Origin of the sequence: Peribacillus saganii (assembly GCF_003429095.1) — a bacterium.
GTDB lineage: Bacteria > Bacillota > Bacilli > Bacillales > DSM-1321 > Peribacillus > Peribacillus saganii.
The window spans coordinates 19660-39754 of record NZ_QVTE01000025.1; the positions used below are offsets into that span (position 1 = coordinate 19660).

The following is a 20095-nucleotide window of genomic DNA, read 5'->3' on the forward strand; positions in this document are numbered from 1 at the left end:
AAAAGCCCCGGGCTGGAGCTTCTACATGTTTACAACACACATATTATTTGCCGCTTGCTTGATATTCCTTTTCTTTGTTATCGCTGTATTGAATTTCAAGCTTTATATCTTTATAATCATCTTTCAGTCCAAGGGCTTTCACCACTTCTGAAATCACTTCTTCATCCGGAGTTTCAGAGTTAATGTCTAATTTATTTAAAGTGGTATTTAATTTACGCATCGCTTCATCGCCCTCTAGTTTCTTATTTTCAAGGCCGTCATCGATGGTTGCTTCTGTTTTACTACCCAATGTATCAAATTCGACTTCATAACTTCCCTTCTCATATTCTGCTTCCAGGTCAAAAACTTTGAAGGTAAAGCCCGCTTCTTTGTTATCCTGTGTTTCTTCATCAGCGCTCGTGTTTTGAGTACTTTCACTTTTTCCGACAGGGGGCGCCGAATTTACTTCATCTTTTTCATTACAGCCAGTTAAAAATATCATGGCAGCGAACGGAACGAAAACGATTGTACTTATCTTCTTCAATTAATTTCCCTCCCAAAGAAGTCTTATCCTCTATATTTCCAAAATCTGAATAATTAAACTTTCTGCCTTCTTTTTCTCTTTTTAACAAAAAGGCTCTGTTAAAGCTCAATGTTGTTTTTTATTGCCTAATTGTTGTTTTTTTGAATCTCCTACACTTACCCTAATAATATTTGGACTTGGATAAATCTATCATTTTCTTACATTAGTCCAAACATATTTTTTGTTCTTTTCATAGAAAGGAGTAAAGACAAATTATGAGGTGATTTTATGGGTTGTTCCAAAAAGAAAAAACGGCATTCCAAAAAGAAAAACCGTTGTAGTAGTTGTAGTAGTTGCTGTTGTCCACCTGTAACCAAACATAAAGAACCATCTGTATGTGAGCAACGACGGGCAGATTTCGCAGCTGCTTCGCCTGTCGAATTGGGCAATAATTTTCGACTTTATTTTGAAAATACATTAGTAACGAGTACTGTTGCACAGGCCCCCTCTCACTGTGATAACTTAACTGGCGACCCAGAATTTGACCTTGCCACAGAAGCGGATTTAAATAATCCCTTTGTTCGGCAAGAACTGAAAGCTCGTTTAACTGCAAATGGAGTCGTATGTTCAATGGTTATTCATGTTGTGGATGCCGACGGTAATCCAGCTCTGGCAAAAATAAAGCCAGGAAGTAAACGCTTTTATAAAATACTTCCAGTAAAGCCCGTGTCCTGTCTTGCTACCTGTCTTGCTTTTACACTTTGTGTTGATAACACACCGTAACACCTCACTTTCTCAGCGTTTTTAAAACAGTGGAAATCATACACTTTGCCGCCTTTTCTTAGGCGGTTTTTTTTATTGTCAAGAATCAACAACAATGTTTAACAGAGCCAACAAAAAAGACGTATATAATTTGACAGACGAAGCCTATCATGAGTATCTGTGATTTAAAACTTCAAATAGCAAGAATATTTACTATTGTGGTTCGTGTTTTCGTTTACTCTTTAGCTCCAATTTACATAAAAAAGCATTACCTCAAAAGAAGTAATGCATAAGCTTTTTAATGAATTAATTTATTGCTTTTCCGTTTGCGGTCTCTTTCCCTTTTAAAATCAATTGATCCAGTGCGTAAGTCTTTGAGCCAGTGATGGCAATTGATAATGCCATAGCCAATAATACTAAATCCAATTCATATCCTGCGGACTGGCCATTTCCTAAAAAGCCTGCAGCTAATTTGACTTTTACAATCGCTCCGGCCATCAGCAATACGAACAATCCTGAAACCACTCTGCTAAATAATCCAATCACTAATGCAATTCCGCCAACCACTTCTATTAAAGCCACACCATAAGCCATAAATTCGGGTAATCCTATGCTTCCAAACCACCCGGCAGTATTTTCAATTCCGCCTTGGAATTTTACTAATCCGTGAATAAAGAATGTTATTCCTAATACAACCCTTAAAATCAAATTGCTTATTTCAAACTTTTTTTCCATTTTCCCTGCCTCCAATTATTTTAATTGTGATGAATTATTTTTTCTGCTACCTTGACTCTCCAAATTGCCACACACTGTGGCTTAGATTTCCGTAGCGGTAGCTGCGATGTAATAATTTTGCACTTCTTTCCTGTTCGGCTGAACCCATTGCATAAAAAAGTGGAATAAAGTGTTCATTCCCATATGGCGGGACCGCAAATTCAGCCGCCGGAGCCAGAGTGCTGTATTTAAACAGGGCTTCCAGATCCCAAGTATTTATACGTCGTTCCAGCCACTCATCAAAACCAATCGCCCACTGATCGACAGTTCCATCACTAGCCATTGTTATAGCCCCAAGATTATGAACGGTTCCTCCGCTCCCAATAATTAAAATGTCATCTTCTCTTAATTGGGATAAAGTCTTTCCTATTTTGTACTGATTCTCTGGTTTGAGATTAGGATTCACCGACATTGAGATGACTGGAATATCGGCATCCGGATAAAGCATCTTAAGAACCACCCATGCCCCATGATCCAATCCTCGTGCTGTATCAACTTGAAAAGGAATGCCTTGACTGTCAAACAGGTCTGAAATCACTTTTGTCACTGTCTCATTACCTTTTGCCGGGTACTTAATACGATATAAAGATTCCGGAAATCCGCCAAAATCATAGATCGTCTCGAATTCATCTACATTGCTCACTTTTTGGATTGATGACTCCCAGTGTGCTGAAAACAGTACAATTGCCTTCGGCTTTGGCAAAGAAGGCCCTAATAACTGCAAAAACCGAGTATATTCATTATTCTCAATCGCAAGCAGCGGTGCTCCGTGAGCAACAAACAAAGATGGCATCATACTGTACTTTTCCTCCCCTACCATTCTTATTTTTCTAAATCTTGAAGCAGCCATTTTGTAAAATCGAGCTGATTTTTTAATGAAATAGTATGGCCTTCCGGATAGGATTGAAAGGTTACATTTGACCCTAACCTTCTGAAAAATTCACTGCTTTCTAATCCCCATTCAAAAGGCAGAATGTTGTCCATTTCCCCGTGAGAAATGAACAAAGAAAGCTGGTTAATAGATTTTACGTCATTATTGTCCTTAACAAATCCTGGAATATATCCGCTAAGAGCGATAATACCTCTGATTCGTCTTGCTATTGTTAATCCAATTGTCATGGATACAATGGCTCCTTGGCTAAAGCCTAGTAAATACAGCTTGCCTTGATCTAATGGATATTGTTCGGTTGCATAATCAATAAAGCTAATAAGCCGTCGTATTCCTTCATCAAATACTTCTTTATGAGGTTTTCCATAGCCCTGAATCGTAAAAAAGGCAAAGCCTGGCGGCTGTGATAAATGACCGCGGATACTAAATATAAAGAATTTTTCCTCCAACCCATCTACAATTGAGAGCATATTTTTTTCCTTACTGCCCATTCCGTGCATAACAAAAAGAGCAGGATAAGTTTTATTAGGCTCAAATTGAGAAGGTCTTTGCAGTTCGTAAATCATCGGTGAACTCAACCTAAATCACCCCCTCTTTCTCGCTTATTATCTTATAAGAATAAAATATTCTTATTTGTAAACAAAATAACAAAAAAAATATAGGGAAACTAAGTTGTTTCTCAATATGAATATTTGTTATTCATAAGATAACAATATCCTTTGTGGATTGTCAACCATAATTTTGCTAATATATAAATATGTTTTTTATTAGGAAACTTTGAGGTGATGATAATGGATATTGGTACCAAGATCCGCGCGCTCCGAAATAGAAAAAAAATTACCATTGCCCAAATGTGCGAGGGAACAGGTTTATCAAAAGGATTTATTAGCAATGTCGAAAACAATAACACATCACCTTCCATTAGTACATTAAGTACAATTGCAGGATTTCTTGGCGTTCCTTTACCCTACCTTCTGCTGGAAAAGAAACAGCACATGCGTGTAGTTCGAAAAGATGCTAGAACAAATTCTTCATTCAACAACTTAAAGATCGAGCATTTAAGTTCAAAGGGCGGAATCAGAATGATGATAGTTGAATTCCCCCCAGGAGCCTCGATTGGAGAGCCCCATTCACATGAGGGAGAAGAATGCCATTTAGTGATGGAAGGAAAAGTTCTGGCGGAACAAGGAGAAGAGTCCTTCATTGTTGAAGAAGGTGACTCCTTCAGCTGGAATGCAAGTGTCCCGCATTACGTGAAAAACATTGGAGATTCAAAAGCTGTAGTTTTAATCTCGATTTATTCAGACACTGAATTGAATGATGTATTATAAAAATCGAGCATGGTTACAAAGTAAGGGGATTCACCGGAATGCCAGTGATATTGCTGGCTTTTTGGGTAATTATATGACCATAATCTTTACTGGAGTACACAGGATAACCAGTACTCTTAGGTGTTTGTGCATACTTGTCGTCAAACTCCGCAGATAAATTATCTGGATAAACCACGTCATAAATCTCGATGTCTGCCCTATTTATCCTTCTAATTCTTTGCTTTTCATATTTCCGTATAGACGAGTTACATTTTTATCGATCTAAAAATAGGTTAATAAAAGGCGGATTAAAAGAGCATCTAACACTCATTTTTTAGCATCGGAGGTATAAGTATGATCAATTTTAATTCATTTCGCGGAACGGTCACGACGATTAGTGACTTTATGATAAGTGCAGATGATGAAAACGGAGGATGCTATAAGTTATTTACTGTAGAAAATGGATCAGGAGGAATGGTAAATTTCGTAGTGGCCCCATCTACTTATTTTGTTGACAATGCGATGATATCGGTGGGTGACAGGGTAACAGGATATTATGATGCCAATGCACCTGTTCCTCTAATTTACCCGCCACAATATCGGGCACTGGTAATGGTCAAAGATAACCCATATCAAAATGTAAAAGTTGATTATTTTAACAATCAGCTAGTTAGCAGTGATGGCATGCTGAAATTAAACCTATCTTCTAATACGCTAATCGTATTGCCAAACGGGCAAGCCTTTTCAAGAATTCCTGCCAACCGAAATCTAATTGTTATCTATGGTCCATCCACAAAAAGTATCCCAGCCCAAACAACGCCATATAAAATAATTGTTATGTGTTAAGGATGAATTTGGCTCACATAATCGGTAACTCAACTGCCATTCACAGAATTAATCACCGGTATTCAGCTTTATGTCACTTTTGAGCAACAGCCTTTAGCGAAAGCCAGGCAGAGTCATTAATTTGCCTGGCCTTGTTAATCAGTTATAAAAAGTATATACAGTTTTTTGATTTTTTGGGTAAAAGCTATTGTTATTTTACTACTTTGGATATTTGTCTAGTTATCTTTAAAACATAATGGAAAAGTGAGGCATCATTATGTATAAAACGTATTGCAGACTGTATCAGGGTGCGTTCAGAGTCATTACTCGCTTTCTCGCATGGCGGGAACCACAGCTATTAGAGGGAGAAAATAGCTTAATTAAACTGCCGGCTCTCATTAAAAACAACAAAATTGAAAACGTTTTGATTGTAACTGATAAAGGCATTACATCGCTCGGACTAATGGACGGATTGCTTAAAGGGTTAGACGCCGAGGGAATCAGCTATTTTATATATGACAAAACTGTACCTAATCCCACCATTGAAAACATTGAAGAAGCACTAAGTATTTACAAGGCAAACAATTGCCAGGGTATTATTGCTTTTGGCGGCGGTTCTCCTATGGACTGTGCAAAAGGTGTTGGAGCCCGAGTTGCAAGGCCCAACAAGAGCATCCCGCAGATGAAGGGTGAATTAAAAATTTTAAAGAAAATCCCTCCATTATTTGCGATTCCAACAACCTCCGGGACCGGAAGTGAAGCTACTCTTGCGGCGGTTGTATCAAATAGTCAGACACATGAGAAGTATGCTGTAAATGATACCGTTTTGATCCCTCATGTTGCTGTACTTGACCCGCTGCTTACAGTAAAACTTCCCCCGCATATTACTTCATCAACAGGAATGGATGCTTTGACACATGCTGTTGAGGCCTACATTGGCCAAAGTAACACATCAGAAACATATCAGTACAGCAAAGACGCAGTAAAGCTCATTTTCGAAAATCTCTATGAAGCATATTCAAACGGAACGAATAGTGAGGCCCGCAGAAATATGCAGAGGGCTTCCTACCTGGCCGGATTGGCTTTCACCCGTGCTTATGTTGGCTATGTGCATGCTATCGCCCATACTCTCGGAGGGTTTTACTCTTTCCCGCATGGCTTAGCAAACGCTATTATCCTGCCATATGTCCTGGAATACTACGGAGACTCAGCACACAAACCACTGGCCGAGCTTGCTGAATTGGTGGGACTCGGTACACCAAATCATACCGAGGCACAAAAAGCAGCCATGTTTATAGAAGCAATAAAAAATCTAAATGAAAATATGAACATTCCTAAAAAGGTCAACGGAATAATGGATAACGACATCCCCATTATGGTAAAAAGAGCTTTGAAAGAAGCCAACCCGCTTTATCCAGTGCCTAAAATTCTATTTGAAGGAGATATGCTAAATCTTTACGAGATGATTAGAGAATAGTAATGATAAGTCACAAACAGAGATGGATTACTTAAAAGAGTATATTATAGAGGCTGGGAGGTTGAATCTATGGAGAACTATTTATCACTGGTAGATAAACAAAAAAAGTTTTTTCGAACCGGTAAAACAAAAAATTTAGCATACCGGGAAAAGGCACTGCAAACGCTGAGAGAGACCATTCGGACACATGAAAAACAGTTCATTGAAGCCTTAAAAGCAGATTTAAATAAATCTGAATTTGAAGCTTACTCCACTGAAATAGGAGTTGTATTAGAGGAAATTCGCTTCATGCTCAAGAATTTCCGTTCTTGGGCTAAGCCGCAGAAAGTTAAAACTCCGCTTACCCATTTCGGTTCCAAAGGATATATTTATCCTGAACCATATGGTGTGGCTCTTGTCATTGCTCCATGGAACTATCCATTTCAATTGGCTGTTGCCCCATTGATAGGTGCAATTGCTGCCGGAAATTGCGCGATATTAAAACCATCTGAATTAACACCGAAAACATCTAAAGTACTAGCAAGAATTATTTCGGATATTTTCCCTGAAGAGTACATTGCAGTTATTGAAGGCGGAGTCGAAACAACCCAGGCACTGCTGAATGGAAAGCTTGATTATATATTTTTTACCGGCAGTGTGCCAGTCGGAAAAATTATTATGGAGGCTGCTTCAAAAAATTTGACTCCAGTAACACTGGAATTAGGCGGAAAGAGTCCCTGCATAGTTCATGAAGACGCTAATATTAAGCTTGCTGCGAAGCGGATTGCCTGGGGTAAATTTATGAACGCTGGGCAAACATGTGTAGCACCTGATTACCTATATCTTCACCAAAACATCCGGGATAGTTTTATGCAGAACTTAATTCAGGCTATTAAGGAATTGTATGGAGATCAGCCGTTACATAACCCCAACTATACGCGGATTGTCAGTAAAAGGCACTTTGATCGCCTCCAATCTTTCCTTACTGATGGTGAAAGAACCTTTGGCGGAGAATCAATTGGAGAAAAATTATTGATTGAGCCAACCGTGCTTACGAAAATCACATGGGAACATACGGTGATGCAGGATGAGATTTTTGGACCTATCCTCCCTGTACTGGAATACAATGATCTATCGGAAGTGATCGAAGGTATACATAACCATCCGAATCCGCTTGCACTGTACCTTTTCTCAGAATGTAAAAACGTTCAGCAAGAAGTATTAAACAGTATTTCCTTTGGTGGAGGCTGTATTAATGATACTGTTTACCATTTAGCTTCCCCTTATTTGCCTTTTGGCGGAGTTGGAAGCAGCGGAACCGGGGCTTATCACGGAAAAGGAAGTTTCGACACTTTTACTCATCACAAAAGCATCTTAAAGCAAACAACTCGATTTGATCTTCCAGTAAGATATCCGAATGTAAAAAATGGTTTAAAAATGATAAAGTACTTCTTAAAATGATGGTTCGATAATATCAGAGGTATTCATATTCAATTATTACGCGGTTCACTTGATAAGGGTAAAAATAAATCTTATTGCCTAAAATTGATGAAGGGACGGATTTTTTTAAAAAATTATTTATAAAGACATGGTTTCATTTATGTAAACGCGGGGTTACAAAGAATGTCGCAATAAAATAGAAAATACCGAGATTCAAAAAATTCCACATTGGTAAATCCGTAGGAAGCACTGAAAAACTTTTGGAGGAACAGTAATTTCCTGTATTAGCTACTTTGGGGAAAGATTTGCTTTCCCGACGTGACGATGGAAACTTCATCCCAATCTATATTTAGTGGTTTTGCTAAGTATAGGCAGAGTAGACTGCTAAATAGAGCAGGTCTTGCTCCATATTCCCTTAATGAGAAGAAGAAGCCTATACCAAGCGGTACAGGCTTGTTTCTTTCATTTTTTTAGTCACCATACTAAACGAATCGCTTGTCCACCACTTAAATTATGAACATTTTTATAAGATCATTTTTTGTAAAATTCATTGAAGGAACGATTTTACTTTTATCGTAGCCACTTCTTACTATCATAAAGTGTAGTACAGGTTCAGTTTTAGATAGAAATGTCTTTTAAAGAAACACTGTATCATTCTAACGAAGGAATTCATGTGTAAACCAGGAATGATTGAAATTGCTCCTCAATCACCCTTTATCGTATCCCTTCCTCCAAACATGTTAATGCTGCATTCTCTATCTAGGGACTCTTGAAAATGTACTCATATTACTATTTCAATAGTGATTCTATTGTTTTTCACTTGCAATAACATGATTTACTCCATTTTCACCGACATACAAGCAATCTCCTGTTCTGTTTTGAACATGTCCATTCCCAAAATGTCCTTCTCGAAATCAGGAGCAGGAAGAGGCGGGCTGAAATAAAAACCTTGTAATTTAGTATTTATACAGGAGGAAATATATTTAAGTTGTTCTTTATTCTCTATTCCTTCAACGATCACATCTAAATGCAGCCCTTTCGTAATTTCAAAAATCCCATTAAGCAAGATTTGGTCTAAAGGCTTCGCTGTTATATTCTTAATAAAATTCTGATCTATTTTGACCACATCAATTGGCAGCTCCTTTAAGGATAACAAAGAAGAAGCCTCTGCTCCAAAATCATCTAAAGCTATTTTTATATTTCTTTTTTTGATTTCATTTATAAATTCTCTAACCTCTTTTAAATCAAAACCAATGTCACTTTCCCTAATCTCAAGTTGGAGCATTGCAGGAGAAAGCAGATGGTTGCTTAATACGTTATCTAAAACTTCTATAAAGCTATGATCTTTCATTTGCGACATTGATATATTAACAGACAGAATCAACTTGTTAAAACCTTTTTGTTTCCATTCAAATCCTTGTTTTATAGCTTCCTCTAGGACCCAATATCCGATGACTGGCATTAACCCGCTCTCTTCAGCGATAGGAATAAATTTATTAGGAAAAATAATTCCCTTTGCAGGATGGTTCCACCGTAAGAGTACCTCCACCCCGACAATCTCTTCGTCCTTGCTGCAGACTATAGGCTGATAATATAATTCTAATTCCCTGTTTTGCACCACATTTTTTAAGTCTTTCTCCAGTTCCATTAATAATTTATATTCATTATTTCCCGTGAGCTCAGAAAAGAAGCAATATTGGTTTTTCCCCTTTCTTTTTGCTTCATACATAGCAATATCAGCACTTTTTAAAACTTCTTCAAGTGTACATCCGTCATGCGGAAAAACACCGATACCCACACTCCCAGTGACAAAAGTTTTAAAATTAGATATCCGATATTCTTTTTGTATTTCCATTAAAATGTTTTGAATTATCATTTCAAGAACATGTCTCTCCTTATAATTCAGCAGAACCAGGAACTCGTCACCGCCATATCTAGCTATCATGCCGCCATAGCCTTCAACAATAGGAAGAATTCTGTTAGAAACCTCTTTTAATAATGTATCCCCTAATTCATGCCCCAGAGAGTCATTTACTCGTTTAAAACCATCGAGGTCGAGAAACAAAATTATAATTTCTCCGTTGTTATTTTGAATTCTTTTGGTAAACTCTTGAAAAAACATATATCGATTTGGAAGGAAAGTAAGCTGATCATAGTAAGCCAGATTTCTGACTTCATTATGTTTATCCTCTAATGATGCAAGAGTTTCATTTATGGAATTTTCAAGAATGGTGAGTTCATCTTTATTGTTTTTACTTCCACTAATCCTTGCTCTAATATCTTTTTGAGTCTGGATTTGTTTTAATTCCATAGATAGATTGCTTACTCGGGTCAGTAAAAAACGATTGAGAAGGAAAATAATAAGAAGCATAGAAAACAAACTTACAGTAATTAAATAGAAAGTTATGTGATTGACTGAATTCTTTTTTTGTATATAAAAACTTCTTGCTTTAACAAAACTTATTTCATAAGCATTTTTTTTAGCATAATCAATTAGTAATAGTGAGCCTTTGAGTTTAGTCTCATTAAGGTTTTCAACCATTAATAGTTCCTTATTATTAATATTTTCATTAGGTTTAAAAGTAAGATCTATGGAAAGTTCTTTCTCCACTTCTTTTATAACGTTTTCTCCAAATAATCTTCCCATTACTAGCGTCCCAGTGGGCGGACCCTGACCATTGCTGCGATAAATGGATTCTAAAGAAAACATTGCTAATCCATGTTTTGTCGAGACTAGATTTTTTTCGCTAAAACTATCCTTGTTATGTAAAATGGGCAAGAACACATTATAAAAATCTGTTTGTAATTGCAGCGGTTGATGGTTTTCTAAGTCATACCCTTTTTGGTATACCAATTTATTTTGATTATTGATAAAGCAAATGAAGTTAAGCTGAATATTTTCAAAGGTTGTATTTTCAAGACTACTATCTATATACACTTGATTTCTATCAACGATAAAACTATATGTTTCATCCCAAATAGCCCAGTCGCGATTTATCATGCGAAGTTCATCCATATTCGAATGGATATTATTATTTACTCTCTCTAGCTCTTGTACTGTTTGATCTTTGTCAAGATTTGCAGCTTCTTGAAGTAACATAGGGGATAACAATGACAAGAGGATGATGATGAGAAGCGTCATTGTTATCCCTACAACAAAAATCGTTTTAAATTTTAGCTTCAATACGTTTCCCTCACTTTATATACAACATGGCGGCTTTCGAATTAGCTCCTTAATCTCAGTGCTTAATTAACTGCAAAGAAGTCTTTAACATCAGTTTTTCAGCACAAGAGTATTCAATAGATGATCTCCAATACTTGTTAGAATTAATTCCCCATTTATTGATTATTCAATTAATTAATAGTAAACGCTTTCCAATGCAATTTATTGGATTGCTAAATAACCGTTTACAAAAAAAACGCCCTAAATAGGACGTTGAAATCTAATTAAAGATTGCAACTGGCTGGCGTGTCAAAAGATTTAGCCCCTATAGTTTTGCGTCCTGCCTTTTCAGGCAGTTTGCCATATTTAGGAATTAATTACTACTGCCATTATAGTACTAAATAACCATATTGTAAAACTATATCCTAACAAAATAAAAGACTTTTCAGAAAAGATCACGTACATTCTCGGGTAATTAACATCTCCAAGCATTTTGCGTGCCAGGAAGAGGAAAATTTCTGAGTTTTGTCTTTCAGTGATTTTATTAACTCAGCCACCTCATTACACTCTCCAAAAGAAATTCATGGTATATTGGCTTATTCTTCTCAGTGAGAAGAATTGCATTTTATTGAAAACTTATTATTTTTCATATAAATAAAGAATAGATCTCTGTATTCTTGTGTATTTATTGACCATTCTGGGTAAAAGGAAAAAGAGCATTGATGAATGGGGTGAACTAAGTTTATATGAAAATCATTTTGATTGTGGCTATTATTATAGTTGCCTATTTGGCATATAAGAAATTTGTTAAACGCCGATAGAATCAGGGGCTCTTCAGAGTCCTTTTTTCTATCAGCGTATGAGTTTTCTATAACTTGTTTAGCGTCTCATGGGAAGTAGAATATATTCACTGAAAATGTGAACATCTCACACTTCCAACTTAAGGCCGAGGTTTCCCATCTTGATTTACCGTTGAGCAATAACTACCTTCGCTGAAAAAATCTTTACATACTTCGTTAATGGATTGCAATGTCCTAAAAAACTCCAATACATCATAGGTTGAAATGTATCTTTGAGTTCTCTCCTTTCACCTGTTTTGGAATGCAAATGGACTACCATGCACCATCCCAACGGACATCAATGTCAAACATTCTATCCACACTTTCCAGCTCAACCGCAGTTGTGTTTCCGTCCACACCTTTTTGTTCAGTCTTAATAATCCACACTTTCAGAACCCTCCATCCGAATACATTTGAATTAAGGTTAACCACATATGTCTTGCTTTTATTATTAATATAAAAAGGTTTTTCTGACAAAGAAGCATTTGTTCCATTCCTAATCTTTCAAAGCAATAAAATTAAATTTTTTTAAAATTTTTTCTAGTTATTAAATTAAGAATTGAAAAGTTCTGACTTATCAAGTAAACTTTTGATAATCCAGTACGTAATCACCAAATTATAGTCATGAGTAGTTTGTTGTGATAATTTATTTTTTTGCAATTGCATCTTTAAAATTCTTATGTCGGCTTGGAGGGAAAAATTATGAGAAACATAGGGAAAGTAATAATGCGCAGACGTAAAGAACTCCATTTGACACAAGAAGACTTAGGCAAAAAATTGGGTGTTTCCAAAAGTTATATTTGTCAACTTGAAAGTGGATTTAGACAGCTCAGCATTGATAAATTGGAATCCGTAGGTAAAGTGTTAGACATAGATATTTTTGAATATGTCCAGTTAGAAAATGATTTGCTTAATAAATGGAAAGATGTAATTAACACATTTGAGGCGCATGATATTACTCCGGAAGAAGTAAAGACATTGATTGGCATCATGACCCACCTAAAGACTGGATGATCGGATTCAAACACTCTCATAGTAAATTCTAATTCTTACAAGTATAGATTAGAACGAAGATTAATAATGAGTATACGGTGGATGTTTCATTTTTCCATGAACATGATTATAGTAAACCGTTAAAAAATCACCAATTGATTTAGGAAATACATAGAAAAATCTGTGCTTTCAAGTTTAACAACTGATACCAAAAGAATTTGATTCAGGTGAATTATGTATTAATTTAGCAAGTCATGCGCTCACCCATGCACGAACTTATAGAAGTGCTGGGTTACTTATGGGTGGGGAGTTTATGAAAGACTCCCCCTCTTATGTGTACCAATTTAAATAATTTTTTCTGCAAAGAATTGTATTGAGCATTAAATTGTACAATGCCGGGTTTATTAAAAAAGGTTTTGCTATTATTGCCGGAAATAGAGATATAATTTGCAGAAAAAAAAGTCCGGTTCCAAATTTGGGACTGCACCCATCATTGGTATGAGCAACTATAATAGCAGCATAAGACATTCCAAAACCAAAATTAAATCAAATTGAATGCGCCCAAGTTGTTCCGTCTTCCCCTATCAATGTCTCTCCAATCTTTGGTATTCCAGCCCGCTTGCTTCCATCTGGGTTCTAATCAAAACCTGGTTCAATTGTCCCCGTTGTCATTAGTGCTTGTTCAACACCATCTGAGCCCACATTTTTTGCAATTTTTTTTCGATTATCTTGTGTAATAATTATCCCTCCTATATTTACAGTTCCTGTATTGTCTACGGGTTTACACTTTTCCTATACATAGATAGATAGACAGTAAATGTTTCGCAATAGTCAATTCTTAAAATTACAAAATCCCTCGATTTTATCTATATATCTCCCCGAATGTAACTAATTCGCATATTTTGTCGAAATTATTTCATTGTTTAACGTTACGAACGAACGTTCTTTATGTTACTTTAAAACCATAACATAATTACTGCTTAATATAATTTCCTACAATCTCTGCCGCAGGTTGTTGTATCGCTAAGCAGAAAAAGTGGTTGAATTAGCGAGCCTGGCTGGCAATCTGGTAATTTTTAAAAAAATATCTAATCCTACAGATACTTTTTTACCACATAATTTTTGTGGATGAAAAGTTCATGTTCCCAAAAAAGGTGTCCCGCACTTTGGGGACACCCTCTTACTGATATCTGTTTTAACTCGGATAGATCAATTGATTCTATTCATCATCTGTTCTTTTTACACCCTTGCTTTTGTATGGTTTGGCGCTTTTCGCTCTGTTTGAGCTCGCCTGCCATCTGTTCCAGCCTTTTTTGCCTGTTCCTCTGCCTGTTCCGCTTTTACCTTTTGCTTTGCTCATATGTTCACTCCGTTAACTGTTTTCGGACCGGCCTGGACCAAAAAACTTAATTTAGCAGCACAATTCATTATTTAATTGCTTTGCTTACCTTCAGCTTCTTGCCCTTAATTGTTGTATTCTCCATTGCCTGCAGCACAAGTGACCCTTTTCCATTTAGAATATCCACATAGGACATATTGTCATGAATGGTAATAATTCCGATATCATCGGCTGTTACTCCAGGAATATTCGCTATCGTTCCCACAAAATCTACAGCCCGGATTTTCTTCTTTTTTCCGCCGCTGAAATGTAGTTTTATGATGTCTTGGTTAATTCTAGCTGTTTTATTGTTTCTGATGACTCGTCGGCCGCTGATTTTTTCTTCGAACGCTGCTTTTCCTCTTGCAACTTCCGCTGCGGCAGGGGCTTCCATTTTCGGTATTGCAAAGCCAATATATCTTTCAATTGCCTTTAAGAATTTGCTTTCATGCGGTGTAGCAAACGTGATTGCTGTCCCTTTATTTCCAGCACGCCCGGTTCTGCCTGTTCGGTGGACATACCCTTCTTTTTCCATTGGGACATCAAAGTTGATGACAAGAGAAACATTGTCCACATCAATCCCTCTTGCTGCGACATCGGTGGCTATTAGATATCGGAAATTCCCCATTTTAAAACCATCCATCACCGCAAACCGATCTTCCTGCTCCAAACCGCCATGAAGTTTTTCACACGAGTAATTGGCCTCTTCCATTTCTGTAAAAACTGTATCGACGTTCTCTTTCGTTCTGCAAAAAATGATGCAGCTATCCGGGTTTTCTACGACCGTAACATCCTTAAGGAGTGAGATCTTTTCTTCTTCTTTCACCTCTATTAAAAAATGTTCAATGTTGCTAGTCGTAATCCCGGCAGATTCAATCTCAATGTGAACCGGTTCTTTCATATATTGATGACAAAGATTTTCAACATCCTTTGGCAAGGTGGCGGAAAATACCATTGTTACTCTGTTAGAAGGAATTTCTTTTATAATAGCTTCTACTGATTCAATAAAACCCATATTCAGCATTTCATCCGCTTCGTCTAATATGAGATATTTAACCTGGTCTAATGACAGCGTGCCTCTTTCTATATGGTCCATCATCCGGCCGGGTGTGCCAACGACAACATGGTTTTTTTGCTTTAACTCTTCTTTTTGTTTTGAAAATGGTTCTTTCCCATAGACCGCCATAGCTTTTATCCGTTTGAACCTGCCGATATTGGTTATATCCTCACGGACCTGAACTGCCAGCTCCCGGGTTGGTGTAAGAATTAATGCCTGCGGGCTCTTTTCCTCCCATTCGGCCATTTCGCAAAGCGGTATTGCGTAGGCTGCCGTTTTGCCGCTGCCTGTTTGGGATTTTACAACAAGGTCTTTCTTTTCCAGCGCTGCGGGTATTACTTCACTCTGCACCTCAGTGGGTGTATTATACTTTAACACATCAAGTGCCCTTCTAATTTCCTCACTTATTTGAAAATCCTCAAATCTTCTTTCACTCATGAATGTTACCTCGATTTTCTAAATTAATCTGACTTTTCTATAGGATTCTCTGGAAGAAATATCTTATGCAAAATCTGACTACTGTACATTATACTCGAAAAGTCCTAATGAAAAGGGTTTTATTATGAATGTCATTAAAACCTTCATATAATTTTGTACGAAAAACTCCAGAATCATAAAAATCACTGGATTTCTGAGCTTTGTTGATGAGGAGATAAGTGGATTGTTTTCCCATGACTGGTCATTCTGCCGGGACATGAAAGCTATGCTTGCAGTAATAATTAACTTACCAAAAAAATAACCCGATGTTGGATATTATTCCTTCAACGGGTCTTCTTATTGTTTTTCCTATGCTATAGCCTCTGGAACAGCTTGGGATTGTTTCACAACTTTATAATTTTTATGATTTACCACTGTTCTGTCACTTAGAAATTCTACATCTTCAGGATTGCTGGTAATCACAACAATCACAGAGTTTTCATTTACCTTTTCAACAATGCCTTTAACTGTATTCTTAAATACTATTTCATCACCGATATTAGCCATTGTCATCATTCCCTATGTTCCTCCCCAGAACGAGTTATAGTATGTATATTGATAACTATATTCCCCGTTTAATAGGTATTAAAACATAAAGGTTGTGATTGTGTTTTGTTATTGGGCTCACTGATAAGATTAAGAATGACCATTTTCAATTTGCTTTTATTTAAATGTGGAGTTATCCAAGCTGTTTTTAGCTGTTTTATCGTCAGTACACCTAAATCATTAATATCTCCCTTATATCCTCTTCAGTCAGCGAGGTTGGAGCTTTGTCTTCTGAATGGATGATTTCATCTATCAGCTGTCTCTTTTTCTCCTGGAGTTCGTTCATTTTGTCCTCGATGGTTCCGCGGGCAACAAGCTTGATAACCTGCACAGCATTAGTCTGGCCCATCCGGTGGGCACGGTCAGCTGCTTGTTCCTCAACAGCAGGATTCCACCAAAGGTCATATAGGATAACAGTATCTGCACCCGTGAGGTTTAGGCCTGCTCCTCCAGCTTTCAATGAAATAAGGAACAAATCCCGTTCGCCTTCGTTAAATCGATTGCAGATTTGCACTCTTTCTTCTGAAGTTGTTTGTCCATCAAGGTAGAAAAAAGGGAGGCCTTGAACCGTTAATTCCCTGCCTATTAGTTCAAGCATCTTTGTAAATTGCGAGAAAATCAATATCCTTCTTCCAGACAGCCTTGATTCCTCTACAATCCTCTTTAGCTGTTCGAATTTGGCGGAGCTTCCCTTATAACCCTCAACAAACAGTGCTGGATGGCAGCAAATCTGCCTTAACCTGGTTAATCCAGCCAGAATTTTAATCTTATTTTTCCGCAGTGTATCCTTGTCCAAATGCTTTAAGGTGTCATGCCGCAGCTTCGCCAAGTATGCAGCATACAGCTTCTTTTGATCAGAAAGAAGTTCCGCTGATTCTATCACTTCAATTTTCGCCGGAAGCTCTCCAAGTACATCTTCTTTAAGCCTTCTAAGCATAAATGGGCGGGTTCTGCGGGCAATTGACTCTTTGGAAAGGAAGCTATATTCCTTTAATCCTTGGAATAGCTCGGGAAAGACTACATGGAAAATAGACCACAATTCTTCTATGGAATTTTCTACGGGGGTTCCAGTGAGCGCATACCGGTGATCTGCCCGGATTTTCTTCACAGCACGTGCTGTTTGTGTGACTGGATTTTTAAAAGCCTGTGCCTCATCAAAAAATACCGAATGGAAGCCTTGCTTTTCATACCACTTGATATCCTTCCGCAATAAAGGATACGAGGCTATAAGAACATCCATATCATCTGCTTCGCTCTGGAGCTTAGTTCTCTCGAATTTGTCCCCATCGATGACAACGGCTTGAATATCCGGGGCGAATTTCATGATTTCACTCAGCCAGTTATATGTCAGGGATGAAGGACAAACAATTAGGACAGGATCCTTCTTTTTTCGGATATTAGGGAGTTCCGAAAATATAAATGCGATGCTTTGGAGTGTTTTCCCTAGCCCCATATCATCTGCGAGAATTCCGCCAAAGCCGTAGCTGGCAAGTGACTTCATCCATTTGTAACCATGTTTTTGATAATCCCGCAAGATCGGTTCAAGGCTTTCTGGCACTTTAAATTGCAATGTCTCAGGATTTCGAATGTCTTCAAGAAACTTCCGGAATGAATCCTCTAATGTGATAACATTGCTATTTTCTATAGACTCTAGCATATGAAGGCCGCTAACAATTGGTACATTCAAGCCGCTCTCCAGATCTTCCTTTTGAACAGGAACTGTATTCAAAAATCGCTGAATTTCTTCAAATTCCTTTGTTTCCAGCGAGAGCAGTGAACCATTGCGCAGACGATAATACTTCCGTTTCTCCTCCAGGGCGTCTAATATCTCGCGTATTTGATTATCCGGGATTCCGTCCATTTCAAATTTGAATTCCAGCCAATTGGTCCGTTCTCTTTTAACCTTTACTCTTATTTGAGGCTTGGTATTTTCTCTGAAAATGCGGTTTCTAACCGCTGTAGTGGCATAAATTTGTACTAGCTTTTGCAGCTTCGGAACAATGTAAGCTAAAAACTCATACTCCAGCTCTTCATTTCGCAATACATATCCGCCGTCTGTTTTGGCAAACAACCCTTCGTCCATAATTTCCAGGATTGTATCCTCTTTGGCCACATCTCTTATGAGCATAGATTCTGCCACCGGTTCACGGCCTTCCAATGGATTCATAACAATTTGTTCATAATGAAACTCCAGCCCCGCAAGCAGCCTGTCTTTTACCCGGTCCAGGTACAGCTTTGCAACAAGTGGTGTTTTTAAGTATTGCTCTGTTATCGCTCTTGATATTTGTACAGTACCAAGCTTTTTTAAACCCGGAACTACTTTTACCATGAAAAAATCTAATTGATCATGAAGAATGAGAATTTGGTTTGTTCCTGAAGAATCAAGCATTATCTTTAATTCAGCAAGACGTTTGAAGTCTTCTCTTTTCAACTGAACTACCTTTCCTCCGGATAGAACAATACCATATGAATTCAATATAATCATATGATTTAAGCCTTTAATATTCAGTTTATAGCCGTTGCCAACAGCTTCTGAAAAGTCAAATTGTAATGGAAGTGGTTGGTCGGATAGAAGAAGGCCCGCAAACGACTGTCCGTTATATTCCAGCTTAACTAATGGCATTCTTGATAAAAAAGGTAAAAGCTGTTCCAAGGAAGAAGGTGGAATCAGTATCAGGTGATTGCTCATAAAATCGTCTGACGTTTCCTGCCATTTATCAGTATAGAGCTTTTCATCAGAAAACACCTGGACCAGCTGCTGAATGACCAAGTCTGATTCAATATCAAAGCAATGCAGACTCGAATCATATGTAAAGGCAGCGGACAGCATACAAGACTTGCCGTCCTTTATATCCTTCAGAAAACCTCGGATGTTTTGGACATGTGTTGCTCCAATCTTTAACTCGATTCCAAACATGTACTCACCGTTACCTGTCAGTACTGGTTTACAGACAAACTCTGCATCCAGCACTTTTCTGTTTTCAAAGTGCAGCTGATGGGCACTTGAGCGTTTCGGCTGATCTGTGAAAAGGGTCAATAACTCTTCCGAAAGTACCTCTTTTGAGGAGGAAGGAATCATCTCTAAAGGTATGGTTCCCCTGCGCTGATGCTCGTATATAGCCAACAGCACAGCAGCAATATGCTGGCAATCACTTCGTATCGAAGCAAGCTTTGGGCAGCTGCATTGAGTCAGCAAGACGCCTTTTTTATCCTTTTCAATTATCACATCGAAATCTTCCGCAGCTGAAACCATTGCCTCACAACGGTCACTATTATAATGTTTGAATGTTACTTTCTTTTCACGATAAAAAGCATCTCCCCTTTTGAAGGAGACTGTACCGCATATTTCTTTAATGATTTTATGTGTTAATCTTATATTCAAATGCCTTGCTCCTTCGGATATGATTTTGCTTCTGTTTTAAAGGCTATTTAAATGATTTTCCTGTACATTGATTACCATACTATAAATCCAATAAGCAGGATTGTAAATAAGGGTTTCCCTGCGAGTTGTACCCCACTTCTGACTGCATAGTAAAAAAGCTTGTCTCAAAAGTCTTGGCATCAAAATCTTTTGGGACAGCCTTGTCGGAGTATGAAAATTATCAATTTGAAGGATCACTGGTCAATTACACGAAATGTTTTTATGCCCGCAAAAAAAAGGCGCCCAAAAATAACTTATTGGAC

The 20095-nt window shown here is 37.6% G+C and carries 15 protein-coding genes and 1 riboswitch; of the genes, 6 read left to right on the forward strand and 9 right to left on the reverse strand.

The window, feature by feature from the left end:
* Positions 1-43: 43 nt before the first annotated feature.
* Positions 44-523 (reverse strand): YusW family protein, encoded by a 480-nt coding sequence (locus D0469_RS09415; RefSeq protein ID WP_117326495.1) that lies wholly within the window; start codon positions 521-523, stop codon positions 44-46.
* Between the two features lie 267 nt (positions 524-790).
* On the opposite strand from D0469_RS09415, the gene D0469_RS09420 reads away from it, so the two are divergent.
* Positions 791-1285 (forward strand): hypothetical protein, encoded by a 495-nt coding sequence (locus D0469_RS09420; protein ID WP_117326496.1) that lies wholly within the window; start codon positions 791-793, stop codon positions 1283-1285.
* Between the two features lie 285 nt (positions 1286-1570).
* On the opposite strand, the gene D0469_RS09425 is transcribed toward D0469_RS09420, so the two are convergent.
* Genes D0469_RS09425 through D0469_RS09435 form a run of 3 tightly spaced genes read right to left on the reverse strand, consistent with a single transcriptional unit; the run spans position 1571 to position 3505 of the window.
* On the reverse strand, positions 1571-1999 hold the full coding sequence (locus D0469_RS09425) for a DoxX family protein (RefSeq protein WP_117326497.1): 429 nt from the start codon (positions 1997-1999) through the stop codon (positions 1571-1573).
* Positions 2000-2045: 46 nt separating this feature from the next.
* Complete coding sequence (locus D0469_RS09430; RefSeq protein WP_117326498.1) at positions 2046-2834, reverse strand: DODA-type extradiol aromatic ring-opening family dioxygenase; 789 nt, start codon at positions 2832-2834, stop codon at positions 2046-2048.
* A gap of 26 nt (positions 2835-2860) precedes the next feature.
* The gene (locus D0469_RS09435) at positions 2861-3505 is read right to left on the reverse strand and encodes an alpha/beta hydrolase (protein ID WP_199478447.1); all 645 of its coding nucleotides are present in this window, start codon (positions 3503-3505) and stop codon (positions 2861-2863) included.
* A gap of 213 nt (positions 3506-3718) precedes the next feature.
* Here D0469_RS09435 and D0469_RS09440 point away from each other — a divergent pair, with 213 nt between their 5' ends.
* The 4 genes from D0469_RS09440 to D0469_RS09455 all read left to right on the forward strand — a co-directional run bounded on the left by D0469_RS09440 (position 3719) and on the right by D0469_RS09455 (position 7979).
* The gene (locus tag D0469_RS09440) at positions 3719-4258 is read left to right on the forward strand and encodes a helix-turn-helix domain-containing protein (protein WP_117326499.1); all 540 of its coding nucleotides are present in this window, start codon (positions 3719-3721) and stop codon (positions 4256-4258) included.
* 333 nt (positions 4259-4591) lie between these two features.
* Positions 4592-5083 carry a hypothetical protein gene (locus D0469_RS09445; RefSeq protein WP_117326500.1) on the forward strand — a complete coding sequence of 164 codons (492 nt, stop codon included), beginning with the start codon at positions 4592-4594 and terminating at the stop codon, positions 5081-5083.
* 256 nt (positions 5084-5339) lie between these two features.
* Entirely contained in the window at positions 5340-6539 is a 1200-nt protein-coding gene (locus tag D0469_RS09450; protein ID WP_117326501.1) for an iron-containing alcohol dehydrogenase, read from the forward strand.
* Positions 6540-6608: 69 nt separating this feature from the next.
* Entirely contained in the window at positions 6609-7979 is a 1371-nt protein-coding gene (locus D0469_RS09455) for an aldehyde dehydrogenase (protein WP_117326502.1), read from the forward strand.
* Between the two features lie 814 nt (positions 7980-8793).
* Here D0469_RS09455 and D0469_RS09460 read toward each other — a convergent pair.
* Positions 8794-11142, reverse strand: a complete 2349-nt coding sequence (locus D0469_RS09460) for an EAL domain-containing protein (RefSeq protein WP_117326503.1) — start codon at positions 11140-11142, stop codon at positions 8794-8796.
* Between the two features lie 268 nt (positions 11143-11410).
* Positions 11411-11493, reverse strand: a riboswitch (cyclic di-GMP riboswitch).
* 1169 nt (positions 11494-12662) lie between these two features.
* Here D0469_RS09460 and D0469_RS09465 point away from each other — a divergent pair.
* Positions 12663-12974 (forward strand): helix-turn-helix domain-containing protein, encoded by a 312-nt coding sequence (locus tag D0469_RS09465; RefSeq protein WP_117326504.1) that lies wholly within the window; start codon positions 12663-12665, stop codon positions 12972-12974.
* 1198 nt (positions 12975-14172) lie between these two features.
* Here D0469_RS09465 and D0469_RS09470 read toward each other — a convergent pair.
* From D0469_RS09470 to D0469_RS09485, 4 genes are all read right to left on the reverse strand, one after another.
* Positions 14173-14313, reverse strand: a complete 141-nt coding sequence (locus D0469_RS09470; protein ID WP_117326505.1) for a DUF3934 domain-containing protein — start codon at positions 14311-14313, stop codon at positions 14173-14175.
* Positions 14314-14380: 67 nt separating this feature from the next.
* The gene (locus D0469_RS09475; protein ID WP_117326506.1) at positions 14381-15826 is read right to left on the reverse strand and encodes a DEAD/DEAH box helicase; all 1446 of its coding nucleotides are present in this window, start codon (positions 15824-15826) and stop codon (positions 14381-14383) included.
* Between the two features lie 348 nt (positions 15827-16174).
* Positions 16175-16378 carry a DUF2187 family protein gene (locus D0469_RS09480; protein WP_117326536.1) on the reverse strand — a complete coding sequence of 68 codons (204 nt, stop codon included), beginning with the start codon at positions 16376-16378 and terminating at the stop codon, positions 16175-16177.
* A 205-nt stretch (positions 16379-16583) separates the two neighbouring features.
* On the reverse strand, positions 16584-19793 hold the full coding sequence (locus D0469_RS09485; protein WP_117326507.1) for a DEAD/DEAH box helicase: 3210 nt from the start codon (positions 19791-19793) through the stop codon (positions 16584-16586).
* Positions 19794-20095 lie beyond the last annotated feature (302 nt).

Coding starts and splice junctions, on each gene's coding strand:
- D0469_RS09420 (WP_117326496.1), top strand. CDS start 791: ATGGGTTGTTCCAAAAAGAAAAAACGGCATTCCAAAAAGAAAAACCGT.
- D0469_RS09425 (WP_117326497.1), bottom strand. CDS start 1,999: ATGGAAAAAAAGTTTGAAATAAGCAATTTGATTTTAAGGGTTGTATTA.
- D0469_RS09430 (WP_117326498.1), bottom strand. CDS start 2,834: ATGATGCCATCTTTGTTTGTTGCTCACGGAGCACCGCTGCTTGCGATT.
- D0469_RS09440 (WP_117326499.1), top strand. CDS start 3,719: ATGGATATTGGTACCAAGATCCGCGCGCTCCGAAATAGAAAAAAAATT.
- D0469_RS09445 (WP_117326500.1), top strand. CDS start 4,592: ATGATCAATTTTAATTCATTTCGCGGAACGGTCACGACGATTAGTGAC.
- D0469_RS09450 (WP_117326501.1), top strand. CDS start 5,340: ATGTATAAAACGTATTGCAGACTGTATCAGGGTGCGTTCAGAGTCATT.
- D0469_RS09455 (WP_117326502.1), top strand. CDS start 6,609: ATGGAGAACTATTTATCACTGGTAGATAAACAAAAAAAGTTTTTTCGA.
- D0469_RS09465 (WP_117326504.1), top strand. CDS start 12,663: ATGAGAAACATAGGGAAAGTAATAATGCGCAGACGTAAAGAACTCCAT.
- D0469_RS09470 (WP_117326505.1), bottom strand. CDS start 14,313: ATGAGCAAAGCAAAAGGTAAAAGCGGAACAGGCAGAGGAACAGGCAAA.
- D0469_RS09475 (WP_117326506.1), bottom strand. CDS start 15,826: ATGAGTGAAAGAAGATTTGAGGATTTTCAAATAAGTGAGGAAATTAGA.
- D0469_RS09480 (WP_117326536.1), bottom strand. CDS start 16,378: ATGACAATGGCTAATATCGGTGATGAAATAGTATTTAAGAATACAGTT.